General features: G+C 63.8%; 24 protein-coding genes and 1 other RNA gene. 17 read left to right on the forward strand and 8 right to left on the reverse strand.

The annotated features are described in order from the left end of the window. Window positions 1-39: 39 nt before the first annotated feature. Window positions 40-717, reverse strand: a complete 678-nt coding sequence (locus LB519_RS02295) for a c-type cytochrome (RefSeq protein ID WP_013527938.1) — start codon at window positions 715-717, stop codon at window positions 40-42. A gap of 193 nt (window positions 718-910) precedes the next feature. Here LB519_RS02295 and LB519_RS02300 point away from each other — a divergent pair, with 193 nt between their 5' ends. Together LB519_RS02300 and LB519_RS02305 are read left to right on the forward strand one after the other, a co-directional pair. After that, entirely contained in the window at window positions 911-1639 is a 729-nt protein-coding gene (locus tag LB519_RS02300) for a 3-deoxy-manno-octulosonate cytidylyltransferase (protein WP_063169977.1), read from the forward strand. A gap of 9 nt (window positions 1640-1648) precedes the next feature. Then, entirely contained in the window at window positions 1649-2512 is an 864-nt protein-coding gene (locus LB519_RS02305; protein WP_013527936.1) for a prephenate dehydratase, read from the forward strand. Here the strand turns inward: LB519_RS02305 and LB519_RS02310 are convergent. Genes LB519_RS02310 through LB519_RS02320 form a run of 3 tightly spaced genes read right to left on the reverse strand, consistent with a single transcriptional unit; the run spans window position 2509 to window position 4257 of the window. After that, the gene (locus LB519_RS02310) at window positions 2509-2814 is read right to left on the reverse strand and encodes a Dabb family protein (protein ID WP_027161785.1); all 306 of its coding nucleotides are present in this window, start codon (window positions 2812-2814) and stop codon (window positions 2509-2511) included. The genes LB519_RS02305 and LB519_RS02310 overlap by 4 nt on opposite strands. Window positions 2815-2851: 37 nt before the next feature. Beyond that, window positions 2852-3796 (reverse strand): NAD(+) diphosphatase, encoded by a 945-nt coding sequence (gene nudC, locus LB519_RS02315; protein ID WP_224618541.1) that lies wholly within the window; start codon window positions 3794-3796, stop codon window positions 2852-2854. Between the two features lie 41 nt (window positions 3797-3837). Further along, a complete protein-coding gene (locus LB519_RS02320) occupies window positions 3838-4257 on the reverse strand; it encodes an HIT domain-containing protein (protein WP_013527933.1) in 420 nt (139 codons plus the stop codon). Window positions 4258-4429: 172 nt separating this feature from the next. Here LB519_RS02320 and ffs point away from each other — a divergent pair. The 13 genes from ffs to LB519_RS02385 all read left to right on the forward strand — a co-directional run bounded on the left by ffs (window position 4430) and on the right by LB519_RS02385 (window position 16380). After that, window positions 4430-4526: signal recognition particle sRNA small type (gene ffs, locus LB519_RS02325), an RNA gene on the forward strand. A gap of 105 nt (window positions 4527-4631) precedes the next feature. Next, the gene (locus tag LB519_RS02330; RefSeq protein WP_224618545.1) at window positions 4632-6443 is read left to right on the forward strand and encodes a DNA polymerase III subunit gamma/tau; all 1812 of its coding nucleotides are present in this window, start codon (window positions 4632-4634) and stop codon (window positions 6441-6443) included. 30 nt (window positions 6444-6473) lie between these two features. Beyond that, on the forward strand, window positions 6474-6797 hold the full coding sequence (locus LB519_RS02335) for a YbaB/EbfC family nucleoid-associated protein (protein WP_013527931.1): 324 nt from the start codon (window positions 6474-6476) through the stop codon (window positions 6795-6797). A 25-nt stretch (window positions 6798-6822) separates the two neighbouring features. Further along, on the forward strand, window positions 6823-7230 hold the full coding sequence (locus tag LB519_RS02340) for a hypothetical protein (RefSeq protein WP_013527930.1): 408 nt from the start codon (window positions 6823-6825) through the stop codon (window positions 7228-7230). 230 nt (window positions 7231-7460) lie between these two features. Further along, window positions 7461-8387: a cell wall hydrolase gene (locus LB519_RS02345; protein WP_013527929.1), complete on the forward strand. Its 927-nt coding sequence runs from the start codon at window positions 7461-7463 to the stop codon at window positions 8385-8387. Between the two features lie 192 nt (window positions 8388-8579). Beyond that, entirely contained in the window at window positions 8580-9185 is a 606-nt protein-coding gene (gene recR, locus LB519_RS02350; RefSeq protein WP_013527928.1) for a recombination mediator RecR, read from the forward strand. A 26-nt stretch (window positions 9186-9211) separates the two neighbouring features. Further along, complete coding sequence (locus LB519_RS02355; protein WP_224618547.1) at window positions 9212-10525, forward strand: lytic murein transglycosylase; 1314 nt, start codon at window positions 9212-9214, stop codon at window positions 10523-10525. 260 nt (window positions 10526-10785) lie between these two features. Continuing rightward, on the forward strand, window positions 10786-12429 hold the full coding sequence (locus LB519_RS02360) for an ABC transporter substrate-binding protein (protein ID WP_064995729.1): 1644 nt from the start codon (window positions 10786-10788) through the stop codon (window positions 12427-12429). Between the two features lie 18 nt (window positions 12430-12447). Continuing rightward, entirely contained in the window at window positions 12448-13515 is a 1068-nt protein-coding gene (locus tag LB519_RS02365; RefSeq protein WP_024503440.1) for an ABC transporter permease, read from the forward strand. Beyond that, complete coding sequence (gene nikC / locus LB519_RS02370) at window positions 13512-14432, forward strand: nickel transporter permease (protein ID WP_013527924.1); 921 nt, start codon at window positions 13512-13514, stop codon at window positions 14430-14432. Before LB519_RS02365 ends, nikC begins: the two co-directional genes overlap by 4 nt. Beyond that, window positions 14429-15274, forward strand: a complete 846-nt coding sequence (locus tag LB519_RS02375; protein WP_024503442.1) for an ABC transporter ATP-binding protein — start codon at window positions 14429-14431, stop codon at window positions 15272-15274. Before nikC ends, LB519_RS02375 begins: the two co-directional genes overlap by 4 nt. Next, window positions 15271-16020, forward strand: a complete 750-nt coding sequence (locus tag LB519_RS02380) for an ABC transporter ATP-binding protein (RefSeq protein WP_013527922.1) — start codon at window positions 15271-15273, stop codon at window positions 16018-16020. Before LB519_RS02375 ends, LB519_RS02380 begins: the two co-directional genes overlap by 4 nt. A gap of 45 nt (window positions 16021-16065) precedes the next feature. Continuing rightward, on the forward strand, window positions 16066-16380 hold the full coding sequence (locus LB519_RS02385; protein ID WP_063169981.1) for a hypothetical protein: 315 nt from the start codon (window positions 16066-16068) through the stop codon (window positions 16378-16380). Between the two features lie 12 nt (window positions 16381-16392). Here the strand turns inward: LB519_RS02385 and LB519_RS02390 are convergent, their stop codons facing one another. Genes LB519_RS02390 through LB519_RS02400 form a run of 3 tightly spaced genes read right to left on the reverse strand, consistent with a single transcriptional unit; the run spans window position 16393 to window position 21703 of the window. Beyond that, window positions 16393-19491: an efflux RND transporter permease subunit gene (locus LB519_RS02390; RefSeq protein WP_063171162.1), complete on the reverse strand. Its 3099-nt coding sequence runs from the start codon at window positions 19489-19491 to the stop codon at window positions 16393-16395. Beyond that, window positions 19488-20567, reverse strand: coding sequence for an efflux RND transporter periplasmic adaptor subunit (locus tag LB519_RS02395; protein ID WP_224618549.1), 1080 nt, complete (start codon window positions 20565-20567; stop codon window positions 19488-19490). Before LB519_RS02395 ends, LB519_RS02390 begins: the two co-directional genes overlap by 4 nt. After that, a complete protein-coding gene (locus LB519_RS02400) occupies window positions 20564-21703 on the reverse strand; it encodes an efflux RND transporter periplasmic adaptor subunit (RefSeq protein WP_224618552.1) in 1140 nt (379 codons plus the stop codon). The genes LB519_RS02395 and LB519_RS02400 overlap by 4 nt, the downstream gene beginning before the upstream one ends. Window positions 21704-21947: 244 nt before the next feature. Here LB519_RS02400 and LB519_RS02405 point away from each other — a divergent pair, with 244 nt between their 5' ends. Continuing rightward, a complete protein-coding gene (locus LB519_RS02405) occupies window positions 21948-23225 on the forward strand; it encodes a 4-aminobutyrate--2-oxoglutarate transaminase (RefSeq protein WP_063171165.1) in 1278 nt (425 codons plus the stop codon). A 30-nt stretch (window positions 23226-23255) separates the two neighbouring features. Here LB519_RS02405 and LB519_RS02410 read toward each other — a convergent pair whose 3' ends face one another. Then, complete coding sequence (locus LB519_RS02410; protein WP_224618553.1) at window positions 23256-24509, reverse strand: NAD(P)/FAD-dependent oxidoreductase; 1254 nt, start codon at window positions 24507-24509, stop codon at window positions 23256-23258. Window positions 24510-24941: 432 nt separating this feature from the next. Here LB519_RS02410 and LB519_RS02415 point away from each other — a divergent pair, with 432 nt between their 5' ends. Next, the gene (locus LB519_RS02415) at window positions 24942-26231 is read left to right on the forward strand and encodes an imelysin family protein (protein ID WP_224618555.1); all 1290 of its coding nucleotides are present in this window, start codon (window positions 24942-24944) and stop codon (window positions 26229-26231) included. The last annotated feature ends 112 nt before the right edge of the window (window positions 26232-26343 follow it).

Genomic DNA, 26343 nt, shown 5'->3' on the forward strand with positions numbered 1-26343 from the left:
GAACCCGGCTTTTTCAAGGTCGTTGAGATGATATCGAAATTATTGGGCCGGCGCCGGTGCCGGTGCGGCCGGAGCCGGGGCGGCGGGAGCGGCCGGCGCGGCACCCTCAGCCGGCTTTGCCGGAGCGGCTGCATCGGCAGGCTTGGCGCCTGCATCGGCGGCGGCACCGGGTGCCGGCAGCGGCTTGGGATTGTCGGACAGCGTGCGCAGATAGGCGATGACGTTGGCGCGGTCCTCGTCCTTGGGCAGGCCGGCGAAGCCCATGGCGGTGCCCTTCACGAATTTCTTCGGCGAGGTGATGAAGTGGTTGATGTTGTCGTAGGTCCACTTCTCGGTGCCGCCCTTGGAGAATTCCTTCATGCCGGCCGAATAGGCAAAGCCTTCATGCTCGGCGACCGGGCGGTCGACGAGGTCCCACAGGTCCGGGCCGACCTTGTTGGGGCCGCCCTTTTCGCCGGAATGGCAGGCCTGGCACTTCTTGAAGACGGCGGCACCCTGCTCGACATTGGCGGTCGCCAGCAGATCGGCGATCGGCTTGGCCGCGGCGGCGGGCGCGGCCGGACCGCCTTCGGCGGGCTCGGCGGCCTCGATGGCGAAACCAGGCTTTTCCGGCGCCGGCGACGCAAACAGCGCATCGGACACAATGCCGACCGAGAAGACGACGAAAACGGTTCCGAGCAATCCGGCGAGCAGTTTGTTGACTTCGTTGGAATCCATACGCCCCTTGCTCCCTTTTCCGGCGGACAGAACCGTCCACTCCGTCCGTCGGTATCGTGACCCGTCCTGCCAGGGCGGTCAAATCGGGCGGAAACTAGGTCTTTTGCTGCGGCGTTGCAACACCTATAAGGGCGCTTCCAGTGAGACCTTTTGCCACTTTCCCTGTCCTCTTTCGAGACGCCTTGCACCCGAAATGTCCACGCTGATCCTGATCCCGGCCCGCATGGCTTCGACCCGCCTGCCGGGCAAGCCGCTGGCCGACATCGCCGGCGCCCCGATGATCGTCCATGTCGCCCGCCGCGCCGCCGAAGCCGGCCTTGGCCGGGTGGTGGTGGCGACCGACACGCAAGGCGTGGCGCAAGCGGTGCGCGCGCACGGTTTCGAGGCCGTGATGACGCGCATGGATCATGAATCCGGCTCCGACCGCATCCACGAGGCGCTGGTCGCGCTCGACCCCGGGCGCAAGGTCGAAACCATCGTCAATGTGCAGGGCGACCTGCCGACCATCGATCCCCGGATCATCGCCGCGTCGCTCAGGCCTTTCGAGGACAGTGCGGTGGACATCGCCACGCTCGGCGTCGAGATCGTCCGCGATGAGGAAAAGACCAATCCCAATGTCGTCAAGATCGTCGGCTCGCCGCTTTCCGGCAGCAGGCTGAGGGCGCTCTATTTCACCCGTGCCACAGCGCCTTGGGGCGAGGGGCCGCTCTACCATCATGTCGGCCTCTACGCCTATCGCCGCGAAGCACTCGAGCGTTTCGTCGCGCTCAAGCCGTCGCCGCTCGAACGGCGCGAGCGGCTGGAACAGTTGCGGGCGCTGGAAGCCGGCATGCGCATCGACGCCGAGATCGTCCAGTCGCTGCCGCTCGGCGTCGACACGCCTGAAGACCTCGAACGCGCCAGAACAATCCTTTCAACCTGAGATATCGGCATGCCTGAAAAGACCAACAGAATATCCTTCCAGGGCGAACCGGGCGCCAATTCCGACACCGCCAGCCGCAACATGTTTCCTTCGATGGAGCCGTTGCCCTGCCCGACCTTCGAGGATGCTTTCAACGCGGTCGAGACCAACAAGGCCGACCTCGCCATGATCCCGATCGAGAACACCATTGCCGGGCGCGTCGCCGATATCCATCATCTCCTGCCGGAATCGAAGCTGCACATCGTCGGCGAATATTTCCTGCCGATCCATTTCCAGCTGATGGTGCTGCCAGGCGTCAAGCGCGACGAGATCAAGACGGTGCACAGCCACATCCATGCGCTTGGCCAGTGCCGCAAATACGTTCGCAAGAACGGTTGGAAGGCGATCGTCGCCGGCGACACGGCCGGCGCCGCCAAAATGGTCTCCGAGGTCAAGGACCGCAGCATGGCGGCGCTGTCGCCGGCCCTGGCCGCGACCCTCTACGGGCTCGATATCATCGAGCAAAACGTCGAGGACACCGACTCAAACGTCACCCGCTTTGTCGTCCTGACCAAGAACAAGCAATGGGCCGAGCGCCCGTCGCCTGACGTCAAGATGATGACGACCTTCATCTTCCGCGTCCGCAACGTGCCGGCCGCGCTCTACAAGGCGATGGGCGGGTTTGCCACCAACGGCATCAACATGACCAAGCTGGAGAGCTACCAGCTGGGCGCTTTCACGGCGACGCTGTTTTACGCCGACATCGAGGGCCACCCCGACGACCCGCTGGTCAAGCTGGCGCTGGACGAGCTTCGTTTCTTCTCGCGCGAAGTGCGCATTCTCGGCGTCTATCCGGCCAGCGAGTCGCGTGAACAGTGGAAGGTTGCGGACTAGATCACCGCGCCCAGCGGGACATAGTCAATCTCCATGAAGGTCTCGACCTCCGGCACCCAGCGGTCGCGCACGAAGGCGACATGGTCTGGATGGTCGTTGTACCTGGTGTAGGCGGCCTGGTCGGCGAACTCCATCGAGAAGCCGAAACGATAGTCGTTCTTGGGGCTGATCTGCCGCAATTGCTCGAAATGCGTGACGCCCCTGATCGCGGTGAGAATCCTCTTGGCGTCGACCAGGAACCGCTTTTCCTCCAGCGAATGCGGCGGATGCTTCAGCGTGAAAACGACGGTGTGACGGATCATGTCCTGCTCCTGCAATGTCTTTAGGTGTTCGCTGCCATCATTCTGAATCGACCCAGGCGCGGATGAGGTGATGCGCAATGGCGCCTTTCGGCGGCGTGATCAGATTGTCCTGGTGCGTCCTTTCCAGCATCCGGCGCACCTCGTCGCGAAAAAACCAGCGGCAGTCCTCAAGCTCGTTGAGGTCGGCCTGGATATCGTCATTGAGCGGCTCGCCGAAGCAGCCGATCATCAGCGAATAGGGAAACGGCCAGGGCTGGCTGGCGTGGTAGACGACGCGGCCAAGCCGGATGCCGGCCTCTTCCAGCGTCTCGCGGCGCACCGCCGCCTCGATCGTCTCGCCCGGCTCGATGAAGCCGGCGAGGGCCGAATACATGCCCGGCGCGAAATGACGGCCGCGCCCGAGCAGGCACTTCTCCCGCGTCGCCGTCAGCATGATCGCCACCGGGTCGGTGCGCGGAAAATGTTCGGTGCCGCAATTCGGGCAATGCCGCTTGTAGCCGCCGGCCCGCATCTGCGATTCCGTGCCGCATTTGCTGCAGAAGCGATGGCTGGCATGCCAGGCGAGCAAAGCCGCCCCTTGCGCCATCGCGCCGGCCGCCGCCTCGTCGATCAGCCCTTGCATGTAGACCGAGCGGTAGTCGATGGCCTTGACTGTTTCCGGAAGCTGTTCGGGTTCGACGCCGGCGGGCACGGCCAGCACCGCTCCTCGTTCGGAAAAGCCGAGCAGGATGCCTTGCGCCAGGGAAACCTTGAAGGGCTCGCTCTCGGTCGCGCCGAACCAGGGATCGAGAGCGCCGCCATCGCCGAGCTTCAGATAGAGCCGGCCGCCATGCATCAGAAGCAGCCGCGTCGCCGGATCGGCCAGCGCTTTGTCGACCGAATCGTCGGCGCGGTTCTCGGACTGCCGGTCGATCGTGTTGCCGGCGAAGCCGACGAACTGGCTCGGCTCGCGCAAAGGCGCGTCAAACAGGCGGAAGCTCATGGGGACTCTGGAATATGTTGAGGGATGGACACGGGGAACGCTTATAGCGCCGCCTTGATCGTTTCGGCAAACCGTCGCAAGTCGGAACGCTGATAGGGCTCTCGCAGGCCATGTCCCCACACAGGACCTGGCCAGCCGGGATCGCCTTCAGAACGCGCGATGACATGGATGTGCAACTGGCGCACGATGTTGCCGAGCGCGCCGGTGTTGATCTTGGTGCAGCCGGTCGCTTTCTTCAGCGCCTGCGCCACCATATTGGTCTCGAAGGTCAGCATCGCCTGGTCGAGCGGCGTCATGTCGTGGATTTCCTCCGCGCCGGGGCGCTGCGGCACCAGCAGCAACCAGGGCCAGCGGCGGTCGTTCATCACCCGCAGCTCGCACAGCCCAAGCCACATCAATTGCTCGCTGTCCGCCTCCAGCCGTGCGTCCAGCGTGAATCCGGCCTTCAGGCCCGGCAGCATCGGCGTTTCCCTTGCTTTTCTTGTTTTCCTCAAACGCAGGAACGCTAGAGCGGCGGCAGGGGGGCTGCAAGCGAATCATTGCGCCCCTCACGCTTTGGTGCGCCAATTCCATATTTTTGCGATTTCTGCGGCGCACTTGCATTTCGTCGCGCAATTGCCGATATGGAAAGCGGGAGGTTGGTGGTGGACGATCCACTCGCCAACCGGGTCAGGTCCGGAAGGAAGCAGCCCTAACGAGCCCGGAACGGGTCATTGTTCCAGCCTCCCACCTCATCGGCCCCTCTCGCGACATTGACGACGCATTGCAGCGCGGGCGAGACTATGCGCAGGAATCGGCCGCCTTCGGGCGCGGCCATTTGGAGCTTTACGGGCGTATGAGCGAAGCCGGAAATTCGGGACCAAAAAGCCTGGAGATAGGCAAGGCCGCCGCCTATCGCGTGCTGGCACGCAAGTACCGTCCTTCGAACTTCTCCGAGCTGGTCGGCCAGGAGCCGATGGTGCGCACCCTCACCAACGCCTTTGCCACCGGCCGTATCGCCCAGGCCTGGATGCTGACCGGCGTGCGCGGCGTCGGCAAGACCACGACGGCGCGCATCCTCGCGCGCGCCCTGAACTATAAAACCGTTGATATCGACCAGCCGTCGGTCGACCTTGCCGTCCTCGGCGAACATTGCCAGGCGATCATGGAAGGCCGCCATGTCGACGTCATCGAGATGGACGCCGCCTCGCACACCGGCATCGACGACATCAGGGACATCATCGAGCGCGTGCGCTACGCGCCGGTCTCGGCCCGCTACAAGGTCTACATCATCGACGAAGTGCACATGCTGTCGACGCAGGCCTTCAACGGCCTTCTGAAGACGCTGGAAGAGCCGCCGCCGCACGTCAAATTCATCTTTGCCACCACCGAGATCCGCAAGGTCCCGATCACCGTCCTGTCGCGCTGCCAGCGCTTCGACCTGAGGCGCATCGACGCCGGCGCGCTGGTCGGGCATCTCGCTTCGATCTCGGCCAAGGAGGGCATTTCGGTCGACGACGACGCGCTGGCGATGATCGCGCGCGCCGCCGAGGGCTCGGCCCGTGATTCGCTCTCCATCCTCGACCAGGCGATTGCCCATGGCGCCGGCTCTGTCGGCGCCGACGCGGTTCGCGCGATGCTGGGGCTTGCCGACCGCGCCCGCATCGTCGACCTGTTCGAACATGTGATGAAAGGCGATGTCGCGGCAGCCCTTGGCGAATTCCGTGCGCAATACGATACCGGCGCCGATCCGGCCGCCGTGCTGACCGACCTTGCCGAATTCAACCACCTCGTCACCCGGCTGCGTTTCGTGCCGACGGCCATCGAGGATGCCTCGCTATCCGAGGACGAGCGGCAGCGCGGCGCCGATTTCGCCAGGACGCTGTCGGTCAGGGTGCTGTCGCGGACATGGCAGATGCTGCTCAAGGGCATTCCAGAGGTGCAGTCCTCCAACCGGCCCGTCAGCGCCGCCGAAATGGTGCTGATCCGGCTGGCGCATGCCGCCGACGTGCCGACGCTGGACGAGGCGTTGAGATCGCTTGAAGGCGCCGCGCCGGCGCAGAATGGCGCGCTGCGCCCAAATGGGGCGCCTGCAGGGGGAGGCAACGGCGCCAGCGCGGTGGCGCAGACGCGCATGCCGTCTGGCCCGGGCGGCGCGCAGACCATGCGGCTGGTCGAAGCCTCGCCTGCGCCCGTTGCCTACGTCGCTCCGCCGGAGCCGGTCACGGAGGCGCAATCGGCGCCGCTGAAATCGCTGGCCGACATCATTGCCCTGGCAGACGCGCAGCGCGACATCGCCTTCAAGGTGCTGGTCAAAAGCTGCATCCGGTTTGTACGCATCGAGCCCGGCCGCATCGACGTTGGCCTGACCAGCGATGCGCCCAAGATGCTGCTCAACGACCTGACGACGAAATTGCGCGCCTGGACCGGTCGCAGCTGGCTTGTCTCGCTGTCGAAGGAAGAGGGCGGCCAGACGCTCGCCGAAATGGAATCGGCCAAACGCGAGACGGCTTTTCTCGATGCCAAGAGCGACCCGACAGTGGCCGCCATCCTGGCGCGCTTTCCCGGTGCCAAGATCATCGACGTGCGCATTCCGGACGCGCCGGAAACCGAAACGGCAGAGGCCGAAGTGCCGGTCGAGCCGCCGGCTGACGACGATGAACCCTGATCCAGCTACGAATCCGCAAAGGACCCGACCATGAAAGATCTTCTCGGCCTGATGGGCAAGGCGAAGGAAATGCAGGCCAAGTTCCAGGCCATGCAAGACGAGATCGCCACGCTGGAAGCGTCCGGCCAGGCCGGCGGCGGCCTGGTCAATGTGACGCTGACCGGAAAATTCGAGATGAAGTCGTTGAAGATCGATCCGTCTCTGTTCAAGGAAGACGATGTCGAGATCCTGGAAGACCTCGTGCTGGCCGCTCACAACGACGCCAAGACCAAGGTCGAGCAGATCATGCAGGAAAAGACCAAGGCGCTGACCGCGGGCCTGCCGATCCCGCCGGGAATGAAACTGCCCTTCTAGCATTCGGCGCGCCTCCGTGATCGACATGGCCGAAGAGCCGTCCGAAAGACTGATCGAGCAGCGTATCCGCAACAGGATCTACGAGATCCTGGAAATCCTGGCCGATTGTGACGACGGCGTCGATCTCGTCGGCATCAAGGGTTATTTCTATCTGTTCGAGGATTTCCTCCATCGCCCATCGATCGAAGCCGGCACATCGGCGCTTTCGAAGGACGAGCGCGCGATCGTGCTGGAGATCGCCGAATTCCTCGAGGCGGCAAGCGAGACAAATCCGGACTTCACCAAGGCTGAGTTCATAGACAGCGACTGGCCGGGAAAGATCGCGCCGACGGCCAGGGAGGCGCGGACGCTGTTCCTCCGGCGCGGCCTGTTTTCGGAGAAGGTCGAGGAGCTTGAGCCTGGCCAGCCGGCCGCGATAGCGGCCGGGCGGTAGATCGCTTCAGGAAAAATCGCGTGGTGCTTTCCCTTGGGGCAATTGCGGCGAAACAAAGAGAGAGCGGTCATCGCTTTTGTGAAATGACGGCTCGATCTATCTGGAAAGCCACGAAATTGTGCCAATTTGGCAACAGTACGTTGTTAATAACGTTTTGGCCATCATTTTGCCCGAAAGTGTCTCATTCTTGCCGCAGCCTGGGGGCGGGCACGAAGTGAGAGGGTTACCTGTTGATTTCCACGCGATGGAAGACGCCGCTGTTGCTCGGCGCCGTCATTTCACCCCTGTTTTTGGCTGCCTGTAGCCAGACCACTTCACACGGCATGTCCGTCGCCAGCCTGACCGACGCCATCACGCCGGGTTTCCTGAGTTCAGGGGCATACAGCCACACGCCGAAGGACAAGGAATGCCTGGAACGGGCGATGTTCTTCGAGTCCAACCGCTCGAGCCGCGACGGCATGATCGCGGTCGGCACGGTGGTGATGAACCGGCTGCGCTCCGGCAACCATGGCAGCACCATCTGCCAAGTGGTGGGCGAGCCCGGGCAGTTCGCGCCTGGTGTCATGACAAGGCCGATGAATTCACGCGCAATGCCCGATGTCGAGGAAGCCGCCGACGCGGTGCTGAAGGGCGAGCGCAAGTCCAAGCTCAAGAACACCATGTTCTTCCACACAGCCGGCCTCCGCTTCCCCTACAAGAACATGCACTACACCATGGTTGCCGGCGGCAATGCCTTCTACGAGAAGCGCGGCCGCAACTGGCAGCCGCTGCCGGATGAGCCGCAGGTCGCTATTGCCTCGGCGGCGCCCGACAAGTCAGCCGCGCCGGTGACGATGGTCGCGTCCGCCGAGCCGGTGCGTCCAGCCAGGACGGCAACCGTTCGATCCGCTCCCGCCCAGCAGACCTATGTGACCGCCGCTGCCGCGCCGGCCGCGAAATCCGCGCGTGTCTCGCAAGAGCCGACGGTGGTGGCGATGCAGGAGCCGATGGAAGAGCCGGATGCCGCGCGTTTTGGCGGAAGCTTGAACACAAGGGTCATCTCGTCGGTTCAAGACGCGCCGCAAGAGGCGTCGATGGGGTTCCAGTCGACGCCTGAGAACACAGACGCCATTGGCGCGATGATTGTCAGCCAGGGCCGGCCGCTCGAGACCAACTGATCTGCGCCCCGCGGGTCCGCCAAGGCCCAATATGGCGGTCATGCGGATGCAGATGTTCCAAAGCGCTCTGAAAAATCCTGGAGCGGTTCACCGTTTCGCGGAAACGGTGAACCGCTCCAGCTTTTCGTTTTGACGCAATTCCGGACGGAAAACCGCTTCGCACTTTTCCTGGAATTGCTCTAGATCAGAGCGATGTCGAAGCGAATCGCCGGTCCCGAGATCGAACGTCTGATCCAGCTCCTGGCCAAGGTGCCGGGGCTGGGACCCCGTTCGGCCAGGCGTGCCGCCCTTCATCTGATCAAGAAGAAAGAGCAGCTTTTGTCGCCGCTTGCCGCCGCCATGGCCGAGGCGGCCGACAAGGTGCGCATCTGCTCGACCTGCGGCAATGTCGATACATCGGACCCTTGCATGATCTGCACCGATCCGCGCCGTGATGCCGGCACCATCATCGTCGTCGAGGACGTCTCCGACCTGTGGGCGCTGGAGCGCGCGGCGGCGATGAATGTGCGCTACCACGTGCTCGGCGGCACGCTGTCGCCGCTCGACGGCATCGGCCCCGAGCAGCTCAACATGCGCTCGCTGGTTGATCGCGTCGCCGGCGGCGAGGTCAAGGAGATCATCCTTGCCGTCAACGCGACGGTCGAGGGCCAGACGACCGCGCATTACCTCACCGACCAGTTGTCCGGCTTCGACATCAAGGTGACGCGCCTTGCGCATGGCGTGCCGGTCGGCGGCGAACTCGACTATCTCGACGAGGGCACGCTGGCCGCGGCGCTGCGTTCGCGGACGGCGTTTTGACAAAGTTGCGGCAGAGGATGCGGGTCATGATTTTTGCGCGTCCTTCCAGGCTGGTGCCAAGCACCCCCCTCGACAGGACGGAGAGGGGTGCGAAGGAACGCAAACCTCTCAGATTGGTTCTGTTTTCCTTTTTTGCAGTTCTTCTCTCGGTCTTTTCCACCCCCGCCTCCGCCGCAAAGATCGACGACCAGTTCCGCGCCTGGCTGCAGAACGACCTCTGGCCACAGGCCAAGGCGAAAGGCATTTCCAAAACCACCTTCGACGCCGCCTTCGACGGCATCAAGCCCAATCTGAAGCTGCCGGACCTGGTCAAGCCGGGCGAGAAGGCGGCCACGCCCCAGAAGCAGCACCAGGCCGAATTCGGCTCACCCGGCGCCTATTTCGCCGAGAAAACGGTTCGCGCAGTGACGGCGGGCGGGCGCGCGCGCGAAGCCGCCAATGCCAGGACACTTGCGGCCATCGAAAAGCGCTATGGCGTGCCGGGCGAAGTGCTGCTGGCGATCTGGGGCCGCGAGACCGGATTCGGCGCGGCGAAGATGCCTTATGACGCCTTCGAAGTGCTGGGCACCAAGGCATTCATGTCGACCAGGAAGGACTTCTTCCGCACCGAACTGCTTGCCGCACTCGAGATCGTCGAGCGCGGGCTGGCTCCGGTCGGCGCGATGAAATCGTCCTGGGCCGGCGCGCTCGGCCAGCCGCAATTCATGCCGACCTCGTTCCTGAAACATGCCGTCGATTTCGACGGCGACGGTCGCGTCGACATCTGGAACTCGACGCCGGACGTGTTGGCCTCGATCGCCAATTATCTCATCCACTATGGCTGGGTAAAGGGTCGTGGCTGGGGATTCGAGGTGACGGTGCCGGAAAGCGTTTCCTGTTCGCTGGAAGGCCCGGACCAGGGCAAGAAAATCTCGCAATGGGCTGATATGGGCATCAAGCGCGTCGGCGGCAAACCGTTTCCAGTGAGTGAGCTGAAGGCCGAAGGCTTTCTGCTGATGCCGGCAGGGCGCAGCGGCCCGGCCTTTGTCGCCACGCCCAATTTCTACGTGCTGAAGCAATACAACACCAGCGACCTGTACGCGCTGTTCATCGGCCATGGCGCCGATCGCATCGCCCATGGCGATCAGAACTTCGCCGGCAGCTGGGGCGCGGTCGGCGGGCTGCACCGTTCGGACATCGCTGCCCTGCAGCGGGCGCTGGAGGCCAAGGGCTATGATGTCGGCAGCGCCGATGGCCTGCCCGGCTTCAAGACCCGCCGCTCGATCGGCATATGGCAAGCCAAGAACGGCCGCGCCGCCACCTGCTTTCCTGACGCCGACCTGGTCGCAGTGCTGAAATAGCTCCGAAATTAGCAGATTTTTCTCGATCGGCAGCCTCGATTGGCTGGCCTATGCGTCGACACCCCACCGGCCTTTCTGGCCCAATGAGCCGTCGTATAAATGCTCGTTGCCCGCCACGGGGCCGCCGGATATGGTGTTGACCAACTGGACAAAAACCACGACGGTAAGTGGGCAGAGGGGCCGTCTCCAGCCCCGAAAAAATTCCGCAACCCTGAGCCGGGAACTCAGGTCAACAAACAACAAAACAGGGAACAATCACAATGATGATGGAAAAATTTGCTCTACGCTCTCGCTTCCTGCTCGCGGGTGCCGCCATGTCGGCGCTGCTTCTGGCCGGCGCGCCCGCCGGTGCGGTCACGCCCGCCGACACGCTGGTCGAAGGTTTCGCGATCGACGACATCATCTCCATGGATCCGGGCGAGGCGTTCGAGCTGTCGACCGCCGAGGTCACCGGCAACACCTATGATCTGCTTGTCCGTCTCGACCTCAGCGACACCTCCAAGGTCAAGGGCGACCTTGCCGAAAGCTGGACCGTCTCCGATGACGGCCTGACCTACACGTTCAAGCTCAAGCCCGGCCTGAAATTCGCTTCCGGCAATCCGATCACGGCGTCCGATGTCGCCTGGTCGTTCGAGCGCGTCATCAAGCTCGACAAGAGCCCGGCCTTCATCATCGGCCAGTTCGGCATCAGCGGCGACAACGTCACCGAAAAGGCCAAGGCTGTCGACGACGGCACCTTCCAGTTCACCGTCGACAAGGCCTATGCGCCGAGCTTCGTGCTGAACTGCCTGTCGGCAACGGTCGCTTCGGTGGTCGACGCCAAGCTGGTCAAGGAACATGTGGCTGCGGTCACGCCGAGCGCCGACTACAAATGGGACAATGATTTCGGCAATGCCTGGCTGAAGACCGGCTATGCCGGCTCCGGCGTCTTCAAGCTGCGCGAATGGCGGGCCAACGAAGCCGTCGTTCTCGAGCGCAACGACAATTACTACGGCGAAAAAGCCAAGCTTGCCCGCGTCATTTATCGCAACATGAAGGAAAGCTCGGGCCAGCGCCTGGCGCTCGAGGCCGGCGACATCGACGTTGCCCGCAATCTCGAGCCGAACGACCTCGACGCCATCGCCAAGAATGCCGATCTCACCACCACCAGCGCGCCCAAGGGCACGGTCTATTACATCAGCCTCAACCAGAAGAACGCGAACCTCGCCAAGCCGGAGGTGCGCCAGGCGTTCAAGTATCTGGTCGACTATGATGCCTTGAGCTCCACCATCCTCAAGGGCATCGGCGAAATCCATCAGACCTTCCTGCCCAAGGGCGTGCTCGGCGAATTGGATGAGAATCCGTTCAAGCTCGATGTCGCCAAGGCCAAGGAATTGCTGGCCAAGGCCGGTCTGCCCGACGGCTTCAGCGTAACCATGGACGTACGCACCGGCCAGCCGACGACCGGGATGGCGGAATCGATCCAGCAGACGCTCGGACAGGCCGGCATCAAGCTCGAGATCATCCCGGGCGACGGCAAGCAGACGCTCACCAAATACCGCGCCCGCAACCACGACATCTATATCGGCCAATGGGGCCAGGATTATTTCGACCCGAACTCCAACGCCCAGACCTTTGCCTCGAACCCGGACAATTCGGATGGGGCCAAGACCAAGACGCTGGCCTGGCGCAACGCCTGGGACATTCCGGACCTGACCAAGCAGACGGAAGCGGCACTGCTCGAGAAGGATGCCGGCAAGCGCGCCGACATGTACAAGGATCTCGAGAAGAAAATCCTCGACACCAGCCCCTTCGTCGTCATCCACCAGCAGCTGGAAGTGGCCGGCCTGCGCAAGAACCTCAAGGGCTTTGCGCTCGGCCCGAGCTTCGACACCAACTTCGTCGGACCGGTGTCCAAGGAATAGTGCTCGCGGACACGCCGCATGAGCGCGGTTGAAAAAGAAGTGGCGGCGGGGCGCGGCAGCGCCCGCGCCGTCGCTATTGCATCATCGCTTGGCCGTTTCCTGGTCATTGCGATCACGACCTATCTTGGTCTGCTCGCGGTCACCTTCTTCATCGGCCGCGTCATTCCGATCGACCCGGTGCTGGCGGTGCTCGGCGACCGGGCGCCGGCCAATGTGGTTGAGCGCACGCGCCGCGAGATGGGTCTCGATTTGCCGTTGATCGAGCAGTTCTACATCTATGTGAAGAATGCGCTGAACGGCAATTTCGGCGTCTCCGTGCTGACCACCAATCCGGTCATGACCGACATTCGCCGGGCGCTTCCGGCCACGACGGAACTGGCGACCCTCGGAACGCTGATCGGCGCGTTGTTCGGCGTGCCGCTCGGTGTGCTGGCCGCGGTCAGGCGCGGCAGCCTCATCGACCAGATCGTGCGCGTCATCGGCCTGATCGGTTATTCCGTGCCGATCTTCTGGCTGGGGCTGCTTGGGCTGGTGCTGTTTTACGCCAAGCTGCAATGGGTTGCCTTCCCGGCGAGGCTCGACGTCGTCTACGAATACACCTTTACGCCGATCACCGGCTTCTATCTCCTCGACTCCGCAATGCAGGGGCAGTGGGACGTTTTTTACGACGCCTTCCGCCACATCATCCTGCCGGCCTCGCTGCTCGGCTATTTCTCGCTCGCCTATATCAGCCGCATGACGCGCTCGTTCATGCTCAACGAATTGTCGCAGGAATATATCGTCGCGGCGCGCGCCAAGGGCCTGTCGGAAACCCGCATCATCTGGGGCCACGCGCTGCGCAACGCGGCGGTGCCGATGGTGACGGTGATCGCGCTGTCCTATGCCGGACTGCTGGAAGGTTCGGTGCTGACCGAGACCGTCTTCTCATGGCCGGGCATCGGCCTTTACATCACCAATTCGCTGCAGAACGCCGACATGAATGCGGTGCTTGGCGGCACCATCGTCATCGGCTCGGTGTTCATCGCCATCAACCTTCTGTCCGACCTGCTGTATCGTGTGCTCGATCCGAGGACGAAGTCCGCATGAGCGTCGACACCATCCAGAGCCGTCGCGACTGGCTGCTCAGCGAGCGGCCGGCCTCGCGCATGCAGGCAAGGCTCGGCCGCGCCTATGTGGCGTGGCGGCGCTTTTCCGCCAACCGGTTGGCGTTTCTGGGCCTGCTCATCATCATTGCCCTGCTGGTCGTTGCCGCCCTTGCAGGCGTGCTGGCACCTTATTCGCCAACGTTTGGCGACCTGAAGAACGCGCGCCTGCTGGCGCCGAGCGCCGAGCACTGGTTCGGCACCGACGATCTCGGCCGCGATATCCTGTCGCGCATCCTCTACGGCTCGCGCTGGACGCTTTACGTGGTCATCCTGGTCGCCATCATCGCCGCACCCATCGGCCTTCTGGTCGGCACGGTGGCCGGCTATGCCGGCGGCTGGACCGATGCCATCCTGATGCGCATCACCGACATCTTCCTCGCCTTTCCCAAGCTGATCCTGGCGCTGGCCTTCGTCGCAGCACTTGGCCCCGGCATCGAGAATGCGGTGCTGGCCATCGCCATCACCTCATGGCCGCCCTACGCCCGCATCGCGCGGGCAGAGACGCTGACGGTGCGCAATTCCGACTACATCAAGGCGGTGCAACTGATGGGCGCTTCGCCCTTCCGCATCGTGCTGCGCCATATCATGCCGCTTTGCATTTCGTCCCTGATCGTCAGGGTGACGCTCGACATGGCCGGCATCATCCTGACCGCCGCCGGGCTCGGTTTCCTCGGCCTCGGCGCGCAGCCGCCGCTGCCCGAATGGGGCACGATGATCGCCTCCGGCCGCCGCTTCGTGCTCGATCAATGGTGGGTGGCCGGTGCGCCGGGCTTCGCCATCCTCATCGTCAGCCTCGGCTTCAACCTGCTTGGCGACGGCCTGCGCGACGCGCTCGATCCGCGGAGTGGCGACCAATGAGCGGGGAGACGAAGACGCTTCTCGACGTAGACGACCTGCGCGTCACCTTCCCGACCCGCACCGGGCTGATCGAGGCGGTGCGCGGCGTTTCCTTTTCGCTCGGCCGCGAACGGCTCGGCATCGTCGGCGAATCCGGCTCGGGAAAATCGCAGACCGGCCGCGCCATCATGGGCCTGACGCCACCGCAGGCGCGGATATCGGCCAACAAGCTCGCCTTCGACGGCATCGACCTGCTCACCGTCTCGCCACGCGAACGCCGGGCGCTGCGCGGCAAGCGCATCGCCATGATCCTGCAGGATCCGAAATATTCGCTCGACCCGGTGATGAGCATCGGTCGCCAGATCGTCGAGACGCTGCGCACCCATGAAAAGGTCGGCAAGGCGGAGGCACGCGACCGTGCATTGGCCATGCTGGAGGCGGTGCAGATCCGTGATCCCTCTCGCGTCTTCAATTTGCATCCGCATGAAGTTTCGGGCGGCATGGGCCAGCGCGCCATGATCGCCATGATGCTGATCGCCGGTCCGGAAATGATGATCGCCGACGAGCCGACCTCGGCGCTCGACGTCACCGTGCAGCTCGATGTGCTCGGCATCCTCGACCGGCTGGTCAGTGAGCGCGGCATGGGGCTGATCTTCATCTCGCACGATTTGCGCCTGGTCTCGTCCTTCTGCGACCGCGTCATCGTCATGTATGCCGGCAAGGTGGTCGAGCAGCTCAAGGCGTCCGAACTCGGCCAGGCCCAGCACCCCTACACGCGCGGCCTGCTCAATTGCATGCCCAAGATCGGTGCCGACCGCCACCCGCTGCCGGTGCTCGACCGCAAGCCGGAGTGGGCGGCATGACTTCTGCGATTGCCGTCGACAGGCTGGAAGTGATCTTCGACCGTTTTCGCGCACTGAAAGGCGTCAGCCTCGACGTGCAGCCGGGCGAATCCTTCGGCCTGGTCGGCGAATCCGGCTCCGGCAAATCGACGCTGCTGCGGGCCATCGCCGGCCTTGCGCCGGTTGCATCGGGCGGCATCGTCGTCAACGGCAAGACGCTCGGCGCGCGCCGCGACAAAGCCTTCTACCGTGAAGTGCAGATGGTCTTCCAGGATCCGTACGGGTCGCTGCACCCGCGCCAGACCGTCGACCGTCTGCTGCAGGAGCCGCTTGCCATCCATGGCTTTGCCGACGGCGAAAAGCGCATCCAGCGGGCGCTGGACGAGGTCGGCCTCGGCAACGGTTTCCGCTTCCGCTATTCGCACCAACTGTCCGGCGGCCAACGCCAGCGCGTGGCGATCGCCCGTGCGCTCATTCTCGAACCGTCGATCCTGCTGCTCGACGAGCCGACCTCGGCGCTCGATGCCTCGGTGCAGGCGGAAGTGCTCAACCTGCTGGAAGAGGTACGCAAGCGGCGCAAGCTGACCTTCCTGATGGTCAGTCACGACCTCGCCATCATCACCCATATGTGCGAGCGGCTGATGGTGATGCAAAGCGGCGAGGCGGTGGAGAATCTGGCGGCGGCGGATCTTGTCGAACGCCGTGTGACCAAGGACTATACGCGCAATCTGTTGCGGGCCAGCGACGGGTTTGTGAGAACCGCTTGAATTCGTTTTCTCTTTTGCGCCGAACAACCATCTTGGGGAATTCCCATGGAGGAATGGAAGTTTGCGGATCCGCCCAATGTCGCGGTGTTTGTGGATAGGGCAGTCGTTACCCGCGGCGATTGGATTACATACGTCTCACATGACGATGACGACGGCAGTTGGCAATTCCACAACAGCGAAACCGGACCTGTTGACGAAGGCGATATCATGATCGTCAGCTTGCAAAACGTTGTGCAGCGGGACGAAAGCATCCAGGCGTTGGCGGACTTGCCAGAAGGCTGGCACGCTTGGCGCACCTCGAAATCGTCGCCATGGCAACGCGCCAGGTCGCGCCCTGTGCCCTCCAACGACAACGAATGATCAGGCAAAGCCTTAGGCTGAGCCTTGCGCCAGTTCGCCGCTCTCCAGAACGGGTGGCTCTTCCCGGCCCTTCGGCTCCTTGATCCTGAACCACGTCACATAAAGCGCCGGCAGGAACAGCAGCGTGATTGCGGTACCCGCGATGATGCCGCCCATCATCGCATAGGCCATCGGACCCCAGAACACTTCACGCGCGATCGGGATCAGCGCCAGGCTGGCGGCCGCCGCCGTCAGTGCGATCGGCCGCATCCGGTGTTCGGTCGCTTCGATGACCGCCGCCCAGCGGTCCTTGCCCTCTCGAACAAGATCCTCGATCTGCACGATCAGGATGACCGAATTGCGGATCAGGATGCCGATCAGCGCCAGCACGCCCAGGATGGCGACGAAGCCCAGCGGCGCTCCGCTCGGCACCAGGGCCGCCACCACGCCGATCAGGCCGAGCGGCGCCACCGCCACGACCAGGAACAGGCGCTGGAAGCTTTGCAACTGCACCATCAGGATCGTTGCCATGACGAACAGCATCAACGGCACGACGGCGGCGATCGGTCCCTGACTTTTGGCGCTCTCCTCGACCGAGCCGGCGGTGGCGATCGAATAGCCCGGCGGCAGCTTGGCGGTGAAGGCATCGACCGATGGCTTCAGTTCGTTGACGACCGTGGCCGGCAGCACGTCGCCGACCAGCCCGGCGCGCACGGTGATGGTCGGGATGCGATCGCGTCGCCACACCGTCGGTTGCTCCAGATCGTAGCGGAAGTTGGCGACCGCCGCGAGCGGGATCGCCTCGCCGGTGCTGGTCGGCAACTGCATGTTCTGCAACGTCTCGATCGAGCCGCGTTCGGCCCCGCGGGAGCGGGCCACGACATTGATCAGGTAGGTCGCGTCGCGCACCTGCGTGATGGTGGCGCCGCCGACCGTACTGTTCAGCGCGCTGGCGATGTCGGAGGAGGTGATGCCGAGCTGGCGTGCCTTGTCCTGCAGCACGTCGACCCTCAGCACCCGCTGCGGCTCGTTCCAGTCGAAGGTCGGCGCAGCGAGCTTTGGATTGGCGGAGATGACACCGGCGAATTGCTGCGCCAGTTCGCGCACCGTCTGGATGTCGGGACCGCCGACGCGGTATTGCACGGGGCGGCCGACCGGCGGTCCGAGTTCGAGCGGCTTGACAAAGGCGTCGGTGCCGACGAACTCCTCGCGCAGCAGCTTTTCCAGCGCCGGCTTCACCCGGTTGCGAGCCTCGATGCTCTTGGTGACGATGACGGTCTGGCCGAAATAGGGGTTGGCCGGCTGCACGTCATAGGCGAGCACGAAACGCACCGCGCCCTGGCCGATATAGGACGAGAAATGGTCGATGTCGGGATTGCCGACCAGTGCCCGCTGCTCGAACCGCTCCATCTGGTCGCGCGTGTCGGCGATCGAAGAATTCTGCGGCAGGTTCCAGTCGACGATCAACTCCGGCCGGTCCGATGGCGGGAAGAACTGCTGCTGCACCAGGCCGAAGCCGGCGATCGAGCCGGCAAACAACAACACGGTGGCGATGATGGTCAGCCAGTGATGGCGCACCGAGCCGACAAGCACGCGCCGGAACAGCGAGGTGAAGCGGCCCGGCTGGTCGTGATGCTTGGTTTTCATCGTCGCCGGCAGGATGGTGACGCCGAGCAGTGGCGCAAACAGCACCGCCACGATCCATGACACCAGCAGCGAAACGGCGATGACCACGAACAGGGTGAAGGTATATTCGCCGGCGGCGCTGTTGTTGAGGCCGATCGGGATGAAGCCGGCGACCGTCACCAGCGTACCGGTCAGCATCGGAAAGGCGGTCGATGTGTAGACATAGGTCGCCGCCTTGCGCAGATTGTCGCCGACCTCAAGCCGCGCCACCATCATCTCGACCGCGATCATCGCGTCGTCGACCAGAAGGCCGAGGGCGATGATCAGCGCACCCAGGGAAATACGCTGCAGCGAAATGCCGAGATAGGCCATGACCGTGAAGGTGATGGCCAGCACCAGCGGGATCGACAGCGCCACGACGAAGCCGGCGCGCATGCCGAGACTGATGAACGACACGGCGAGCACGATGGCGACCGCCTCGAACAGCGCACGCGTAAAGCCCGAGACGGCCTCCTCGACGATGACCGGCTGGTCGGCGACCAGATGCACGCCGACACCGACCGGCAGGTCGGCCAGCACCTTGTCCATCTCCTTGTGCAGGGCCTCGCCGAATTCGAGCAGGTTGGCGTTGGGTTTCATGCCGATGGCGAGCCCGATCGCGTCCTGGCCGTTGAAACGGAACAGTGCCGTCGGCGGATCGACGTAGCCGCGTGTGATCGTCGCTACGTCGCTCAGGCGGAAGAAGCGGTCGTTCACGCGCAGATTGATGGCGCGCAGGCTTTCCTCGGAGGTGAACTGCCCGCCGACACGCACGCTGATGCGCTCCGGCCCGGACTGGATGACGCCGGACGGCGTGATCGCGTTCTGCGCCTGCAGGCTGGCGACGATCGCTTGCTGGTTGAGGCCGAGGGCGGCGATCTGGCGGGTTGAGAATTCGAGATAGATCGCTTCGTCCTGGGCGCCGACCAGGTCGACCTTGCCGGCGTTGGGCACGGTCAGGATCTTTGTTCTGGCATCCTCGACATAGTCGCGCAACTGGCGCGGCGTCAGCCCGTCCGATGTGAAGGCGTAGATGTTGCCATAGACGTCGCCGAAGCGGTCGTTGAAGAACGGGCCCTGCACACCCTGCGGAAACTGTGCCCCGATGTCATTGACCATGTTGCGCACCTGAATCCAGTTCGGCACGACATCGCGTGCCTTGGTGGTGTCCTTCAGGTTGACGAAGATGACGGTCTGGCCGGCCGTGGTGACGGACTTGGTGTAGTCGAGGCTGTCGAGTTCCTCGAGTTTCTTCTCGATGCGGTCGGTCACCTGCTGCACGGTTTCCTTGACCGAGGCGCCCGGCCAGTTGGCCTGGATGATCATCGTCTTGATGGTGAAGTTGGGATCTTCTTCACGGCCGAGATTGAGGTAGGAGAACACGCCAGCCACGACGAAGACCAGCATGAAATACCAGACCATGGAGCGGTGGTTGAGCGCCCAGTCGGAGAGATTGAAGCCTTTCATGAGGCCCCTCCCTCGGGCACTGTCACCTTCTGGCCTTCGCTCAGGCTGTGGACGCCCGCCGTGACAACACGCATGCCGGCCTCCAGCCCCTCGGTCACCGTGAAGGTGCCGCCATTCTTCGACGCGACCTTTATGTCGCGTGCGTTCACGCTGGATGTCTGCGGGTCGACGATCCACACTTTCGCGGAACCGTTCTTTTCGAACAGCGCCGACATGGGCAGTTCGATCGTCGGTGCCACCTTGGTCACGCGGGTCGCCGTCACCGTCGAGCCGAGCCGGAAGGCCTGTGGCGGATCCGTGAGCGTCAGCCTGACGCGCCGGGTGCGGGTCGAGCCCTCGGATTGCGGTGCGATCTCGCGCAGCTTGGCCCCGGTCTGGATCGTCGGCAGCGACTGCAGGATGACCTGGAAGGGCGTGCCGGCCGCGAGATCACCGGTCAATTGGTCGGGAATGTCGACCACCGCCTCGCGCAGGTCCGAGCGCGCCACGGTGACGACGGTCTGGCCGGGCGAGACCGTCTGGCCAACTTCGGCGCCGACAGCGGTGACGACACCGTCGAAATCAGAAAACAGCCTGGCATAGCCAAGCTGTTCCTGCGATTTGGCAAGCGAGGCCTTGGCCCGCTCGACACCTGCCTCCGCAGCTTTGCGCGCCTGCTGCGCGGCGTCGAAGACAGCTTGCGTGGCGTTGGCCGAGGCGAGTAACTGGCGCTGCCGTTCCTCGCTGGCGGCGGCGTTGGCGAACTGCGCCTCGGAATTGGACAGTTCCGCCTTGGCCGCCTGGAGCGACAACTCCAGCGCGGTCGGATCGAGTGCCGCTATCGTCGTGCCCTTGCTGACGATGTCGCCGACCTGGACGTCGCGCGAGACGACCCGGCCAAGCAGACGGAAGGCCAGATCGGCGCTGACCTGCGGTTCGACGGATCCGGCAAAACCGAAGACTTGCGTGGTGCGCGGCTCGATCACCATCGACAGCACCGGCCGGATGATCTCGGGCGGCTTTTCCTCCGACCTGGAGCAGGATGCCAGCGCGCCGAGCATGAGCACGCCGAGCAGGACGCGCGGCGCCCGGCTCATTGGCCCGCTCCTGATATCTCGATCGTCTGTCCAGGGCTGAGCAGTTGTCCTCCAGCGGTGACGACGCTCTGGCCTTCGTCCAGCCCCTTGGCGATCACGACCGTGCCCGAATTGAACGCCAGCACTTCGACCGGCGCCATCGTCACCGCCTTTGTCGAGGGATCGACGATCCAGACCGCCGGCTTGCCGGCGCTGGACGTCAGCGCCTGCCAGGGCAGCAGGATCGCCTTCGCCGGCTTGGCGCTTACCGAGCCGATGACGGCTGCTCCCAGCGGCATGCCGGCGGGCGTGTCGGGAATGGCGACCTTGACCCGGATCGAGCCTGAAGCCGGGTCGACCGCAGGCGAGATTTCGCGGACCTTGCCCGTTGCCCTGACCTGCGGATCGGACAACAGCGTGATCGTCACCGCAGGCGATGCCGGTGTCTTGGCGATCAGCGTCTCCTGCACGTTGAACACCGCGTCGCGGTCGCCGTCCTCGGCGACGGTGAAGACGGTTTGCGCGGCTTGCACCACTTGGCCGGTTTCGACTTGGCGGGCGGTGATCACGCCGGCGGCACCGGCCTTGAGCTCGGTGAAGGACAGGTTTTGCTGGGCGTTGGAGAAAGCGCTCTGCGCGGCTTCGACGCTGCCTTGTGCCACCTTCAGGGCCTGGTCCGCGGCGTCATAGTCGCGCCTGGTGGTGAAGCCCTGCGCCAGCAGCGTCTTCTGCCGCTCGAAGGCGGCAACGGACTGGGTCAGTTGCGCCTTGGCTGCATCAAGATCGGCCTGCGCCGAGCGCAGGTCGGATTCCTGCTCCTGCGGGTCGATGCGGGCGAGCACCGTGCCTTGATCGACATGCTGGCCGACATCGACAAACCGTTCGGCGACGCGACCGCCGACCCGGAACGACAGATTGTTCAGCGTACGCGCCGCGATCACCCCGGTCAGCGAAGTCCTTGGCGCATAGTCGGCCATCGCCACCGTTTCGGTGCGCACCATGATCTGCAGTTTCTTGTCCGCCGCTTCCTGCTTCTGACAGCCGGCCAGAAGCAGCGCCGCCGTGCAGGCGAAAAGCGCCGGGGCGGCTGGAAAAGACAAAAGACCGGGAGCTTTGACCGATGGCTGCGAGACGGGCGAAGTCACGTTCCTGCTCATGGGCTCTCCCGACCGCGGGCCGCTCGCTGATCGCGGTGCCTCGCGGCCATCCAGAGGATAGTCGATCCCCGGGAAAAGGAAACCGGTCTCGTACGTGTATCGCCCGACTGGCTAAGCGCCGGGATCTGCCCACCGCAGGCCCAATCGCCTGCCGGTGGTGCCGACTTGAGGAAAACGTGAAATAAGGTCAGAAGACATCTCAACGGCATCAAACAGGACGGGCGCCGGCCCGGTGAGGGATACGATGAAGAATTCAGCCATTTCCGAACGCAAGAACCAATCGATTTCCCGCGGCGTCGGCATGACCACGCAGATTTATGCCGACCGGGCTGAAAATTCGGAAATCTGGGATGTCGAGGGGCGTCGCTATATCGATTTCTCGTCGGGCATCGCCGTCGTCAACACCGGGCATCGCCATCCCAGGGTGATCGAGGCGGTCAAGGCACAGCTCGACCGCTTCACCCACACCTGCCACCAGGTGGTGCCCTATGAAAGCTATGTGCGCCTGGCCGAACGGCTGAACGGCATGCTGCCCGGCAAGTTCGAGAAGAAGACGATCTTCGTCACCACCGGGGCCGAGGCTGTCGAGAACGCCATCAAGATCGCCCGCAATGCCACCGGCCGTCAGGCGGTCATTGCCTTCGCCGGCGGCTTCCATGGCCGCACCTTCATGGGCATGGCGCTGACCGGCAAGGTCGTGCCTTACAAGGTCGGCTTCGGCGCCATGCCGGGCGATGTCTACCATGCGCCGTTTCCTGTGCCGCTGCACGGTGTCTCGGTCGCCGACTCGCTGGCGGCGCTCGACCGGTTGTTCAAGGCCGATGTGGATCCGGCGCGCGTCGCCGCCATCATCATCGAGCCGGTTCAGGGCGAGGGCGGCTTCTACGACGCGCCGCGGGATTTCCTGGTTGCGCTGCGCAAGCTTTGCGACCAGCACGGCATGCTGCTGATCGCCGACGAAGTGCAGACCGGCTTTGCCCGCACCGGCAAGATGTTTGCTATGGATCACCATGAGGTGGCCGCTGACATCACCACCATGGCCAAGAGCCTGGCCGGCGGCTTTCCTCTGGCGGCGGTCACCGGCCGCGCCGAAATCATGGATGCGCCCGGCCCCGGCGGGCTCGGCGGCACCTATGGCGGCAGTCCGATCGGCGTTGCCGCGGCGCACGCCGTGCTCGACGTGATCGAGGATGAAAAGCTGTGCGACCGCGCCAATACGCTGGGCGCAAGGCTGAAACAGCGGCTGCACTCGATCCGCGACGACGTGCCCGAGATCGTCGACATCAGAGGTCTCGGCTTCATGAACGCGGTCGAGTTCAACGACGTCAAGAAGGGCCTGCCCTCAGCCGAGATCGCCAATGCGATCCGGTTGAAGGCGCTCGACAAGGGCCTGATCCTGTTGACCTGCGGCGTCTACGGCAACGTCATCCGCTTCCTGGCGCCGATCACCATCCAGGACGAAGTCATGAACGAAGCACTCGACATTCTGGAAAGCTCGATCCGCGAAGTCTGCGCCGCCTGATCAGTAAGGTGCCGCGCCTGAGGGACGGAATTATCCCGCCGCTCTGGCGGGCTCATTCTCGAGGAAAGCGGCCAGTGCCGCTTTCAGCCCCTCGGGGCCAGCGGCCACCGTCTGCGGCGTCGGCGAGAAGCCGGCGCCCAACATCTTGCGGCCAAGCATATGGTCGCCCGGACGGTTGACCGATTCGATGCCGAGCAGCCGGTCGCCGGCGTAGTGGTAGATCGAGAATTTGTTGTCGGGCAGGTCGCCCAGCACGACATGGCTGTCGCCGCCGGCGGTCAGGCCGACCATCTGCAGCTTCATGTCGCCGATGTCGGACCAGAACCATGGCACCGCAGAATAGGCGTCGGCATGGCCTGATATCGTGCGCGCGGCAAGCCGCGCCTGGTCGGTGGCATTCTGCACTGATTCCAGGCGCACGTCGCCGCCGGTGAACCAGTGACGGTAAGAGGCAGCATCGCCAATAGCGAGAATCTCCGGCACCGAAGTCCGCATCTGGTGATCGACGCGGATGCCGTTGGCGATGCCGAGGCCAGCTTCCTGTGCCAGTTCGACATTCGGCACGGCACCAATGCCGACAATGACCATGCGAGCCGGCAGTCTTTCGCCTGACGAGGTGATCGCGGCCACGACATGACCGTTTTCGCCTTCGAGCCCGGCGATCGAGGTGCCGGTGAGGATGCGCACGCCCGTCGCTTCCAGCCGTTGCCGGACGTGGCTCGCCACCACCGGCGCCACGGCGCGGCCGAGCAGCCGGTCCACCGCCTCGACCACTGTCACCGTGCGGCCGGCGGCCCTCAACGTGGCTGCGATCTCCAGCCCGATGAAACCGCCGCCGAGGATGACGACTTCGTCGGTTTGCGCGCTGAGGTCGCGGATCAGCCGCGCATCGGCCAGCGAGCGCAGCGACAGCACCCCGGACAGATCGGCACCGGGCAGCGACAGCGTGCGCGGGCGCGAGCCTGTCGCCAGGATCAGGTGGTCGAAGGCAAGCGCACCACCGCCGGCAATATCCAAACTGCGGCGTCCGGCATCGAGGCGATCGATCCTGACGCCAGGCCGGTAGTCGATGGCGCTGCCGGTGTAAAAGGCCTCGCCGCGCAAGGGTTGTGGCTTGGCCTCGGCATCCTTGATGAAGGTCTTCGACAGCGGCGGCTTGTGGTAGGGCAGTTCGTCCTCATCTCCGACGAGGATCACCGGCCCGTCATAGCCGTCCTCGCGCAGACTTGCGGCCGCTTGCACGCCCGCATGACCCGCGCCGACAATGACCACACCGTTCTTCATCGCACTCAATCCCGATTCTACCCTAGGATGTTCCGCCAGATGGCAATTGTCTGGCACCGCTGCAAGCGAGCTTTTGCGGGTCGCATCCGGGATGGCGGCTGTCAATCGCACAGTTCAGCGGCAAGACCGGTGCAGGAAACGCATAAAGTTGACAGTTGCAGTTTAGAATAATTCTAAACTGTTGTTTCGATTGACTTTTCTTGCGGATTGTCATTGACATCCGACGGTGTCGCAGCTTTATGGAAGTTCGCGCGTCAGCGCATCCCTTTAATGTTTGGGCCTTGAACCCTTTCGATTGGAGGCATTTTGGTGTCTTTCTTCCGCGAACCGCGCGATGGCGCGGCATCTCTTGCGCCCAATGGCCCGCAGATGGCCTGGCGCCGGTTGCTGCGCGCGCCGTTTACAGAATTTCCGAGAAACTGGAGAGTGATCATGACAGCACGATATGGCAGCAGGCTTGCGGCGATCGGCGCCACTGCCCTGCTGACGGCGGCGGTATTCGTGTTGCCGGCAAAGGCGGAAACAGATGTAAAGGCGGTCATCAAGACCTATTCCGACATCGCGCTCGCCAAATACGAGGATTCGCTGACCACGGCGCAAGCGCTCGACAAGGCGGTCGACGCGCTGCTCGCCACGCCATCGGTGGAAACCCTCAACGCTGCCCGTGACGCCTGGAAGGCATCGCGCGTTCCCTACCAGCAGACCGAAGTCTACCGCTTCGGCAACAAGATCGTCGACGACTGGGAAGGCAAGGTGAATTCCTGGCCGCTGGATGAAGGCTTGATCGACTATGTCGCCAAGAGCTACGGCACCGAATCGGACGCGAACGCGCTCTACACGGCCAATGTGATCGCCAACAAGGAGATCGAGATCAACGGCAAGAAGGTCGATGCATCGAAGCTTTCGCCGGAATTCCTCTCCGGCACGCTGCAGGGAGCCGGCGGCATCGAGGCCAATGTCGCCACCGGCTATCACGCCATCGAATTCCTGCTCTGGGGCCAGGACCTGCATGGCACCGGCCCGGGTGCCGGCGAGCGCCCCTACACCGACTACGACCTCAAAAACTGCACCGGCGGTAATTGCGACCGCCGCGCCGAGTATCTGAAATCGGCCAGCGACCTTCTGGTTTCGGATCTTCAGGAGATGGTCGGCAACTGGAAGGAAGACGGCGCCGCCCGCAAGGCTCTTGTCGATGGCGAGCCGAGCACGGCGATCTCGACGATCTTCACCGGCATGGGCTCGCTGTCCTACGGCGAACTGGCCGGCGAGCGCATGAAGCTCGGCCTACTGCTGCATGATCCGGAAGAGGAGCACGATTGCTTCTCCGACAACACCTACAATTCGCATCTCTACGACGCCATCGGCATTCGCGCGGCCTATCATGCGAGCTACACGCGTCTCGACGGCACCGTCGTTTCGGGTCCTTCGGTGGCCGATATGGTGAAGGCGGCCGACCCGGCGATCGACAAGGAACTGTCTGACAAGCTCGATGTTTCGGTCGCCAAGATGGAGGCGATCAAGGCGCGTGCACTGGCCGGCGAGGCCTATGACCAGCAGATCGCCGAGGGCAACATTGAGGGCAATGCCACCGTCCAGGCGGCGATCGATGCGCTGATCGATCAGACCAAGTCGATTGAGCGCGCCGTCGGCTCCCTGAAGCTCAGCACCATCGCCTTCGAAGGGTCCGACAGCCTCGACGCGCCGGACAAGGTGTTCAAGTAAGGGGTAAACGACGGAGACTGACCCGGAGCCGGACAACCGGCTTTGGAACGGCCTCCGCCAGAAGATCAAGCCACACGGCACGGGAGACGCCGTCAGCCAGCCGAGCAAGCCA

The sequence above is a fragment of the Mesorhizobium sp. AD1-1 genome (assembly GCF_020164655.1).
Classification (GTDB): domain Bacteria; phylum Pseudomonadota; class Alphaproteobacteria; order Rhizobiales; family Rhizobiaceae; genus Mesorhizobium; species Mesorhizobium ciceri.

Coding starts and splice junctions, on each gene's coding strand:
- LB519_RS02335 (WP_013527931.1), top strand. CDS start 6,474: ATGAAAGATCTTCTCGGCCTGATGGGCAAGGCGAAGGAAATGCAGGCC.
- LB519_RS02340 (WP_013527930.1), top strand. CDS start 6,823: ATGGCCGAAGAGCCGTCCGAAAGACTGATCGAGCAGCGTATCCGCAAC.
- nikC (WP_013527924.1), top strand. CDS start 13,512: ATGAGCGTCGACACCATCCAGAGCCGTCGCGACTGGCTGCTCAGCGAG.
- LB519_RS02330 (WP_224618545.1), top strand. CDS start 4,632: ATGAGCGAAGCCGGAAATTCGGGACCAAAAAGCCTGGAGATAGGCAAG.
- LB519_RS02320 (WP_013527933.1), bottom strand. CDS start 4,257: ATGCTGCCGGGCCTGAAGGCCGGATTCACGCTGGACGCACGGCTGGAG.
- LB519_RS02395 (WP_224618549.1), bottom strand. CDS start 20,567: ATGAGCCGGGCGCCGCGCGTCCTGCTCGGCGTGCTCATGCTCGGCGCG.
- LB519_RS02380 (WP_013527922.1), top strand. CDS start 15,271: ATGACTTCTGCGATTGCCGTCGACAGGCTGGAAGTGATCTTCGACCGT.
- LB519_RS02295 (WP_013527938.1), bottom strand. CDS start 717: ATGGATTCCAACGAAGTCAACAAACTGCTCGCCGGATTGCTCGGAACC.
- LB519_RS02400 (WP_224618552.1), bottom strand. CDS start 21,703: ATGAGCAGGAACGTGACTTCGCCCGTCTCGCAGCCATCGGTCAAAGCT.
- LB519_RS02410 (WP_224618553.1), bottom strand. CDS start 24,509: ATGAAGAACGGTGTGGTCATTGTCGGCGCGGGTCATGCGGGCGTGCAA.
- recR (WP_013527928.1), top strand. CDS start 8,580: ATGTCGAAGCGAATCGCCGGTCCCGAGATCGAACGTCTGATCCAGCTC.
- LB519_RS02360 (WP_064995729.1), top strand. CDS start 10,786: ATGATGATGGAAAAATTTGCTCTACGCTCTCGCTTCCTGCTCGCGGGT.
- LB519_RS02390 (WP_063171162.1), bottom strand. CDS start 19,491: ATGAAAGGCTTCAATCTCTCCGACTGGGCGCTCAACCACCGCTCCATG.
- LB519_RS02355 (WP_224618547.1), top strand. CDS start 9,212: ATGATTTTTGCGCGTCCTTCCAGGCTGGTGCCAAGCACCCCCCTCGAC.
- LB519_RS02305 (WP_013527936.1), top strand. CDS start 1,649: ATGCCTGAAAAGACCAACAGAATATCCTTCCAGGGCGAACCGGGCGCC.
- LB519_RS02365 (WP_024503440.1), top strand. CDS start 12,448: ATGAGCGCGGTTGAAAAAGAAGTGGCGGCGGGGCGCGGCAGCGCCCGC.
- nudC (WP_224618541.1), bottom strand. CDS start 3,796: ATGAGCTTCCGCCTGTTTGACGCGCCTTTGCGCGAGCCGAGCCAGTTC.
- LB519_RS02375 (WP_024503442.1), top strand. CDS start 14,429: ATGAGCGGGGAGACGAAGACGCTTCTCGACGTAGACGACCTGCGCGTC.
- LB519_RS02405 (WP_063171165.1), top strand. CDS start 21,948: ATGAAGAATTCAGCCATTTCCGAACGCAAGAACCAATCGATTTCCCGC.
- LB519_RS02310 (WP_027161785.1), bottom strand. CDS start 2,814: ATGATCCGTCACACCGTCGTTTTCACGCTGAAGCATCCGCCGCATTCG.
- LB519_RS02385 (WP_063169981.1), top strand. CDS start 16,066: ATGGAGGAATGGAAGTTTGCGGATCCGCCCAATGTCGCGGTGTTTGTG.
- LB519_RS02300 (WP_063169977.1), top strand. CDS start 911: ATGTCCACGCTGATCCTGATCCCGGCCCGCATGGCTTCGACCCGCCTG.
- LB519_RS02415 (WP_224618555.1), top strand. CDS start 24,942: ATGACAGCACGATATGGCAGCAGGCTTGCGGCGATCGGCGCCACTGCC.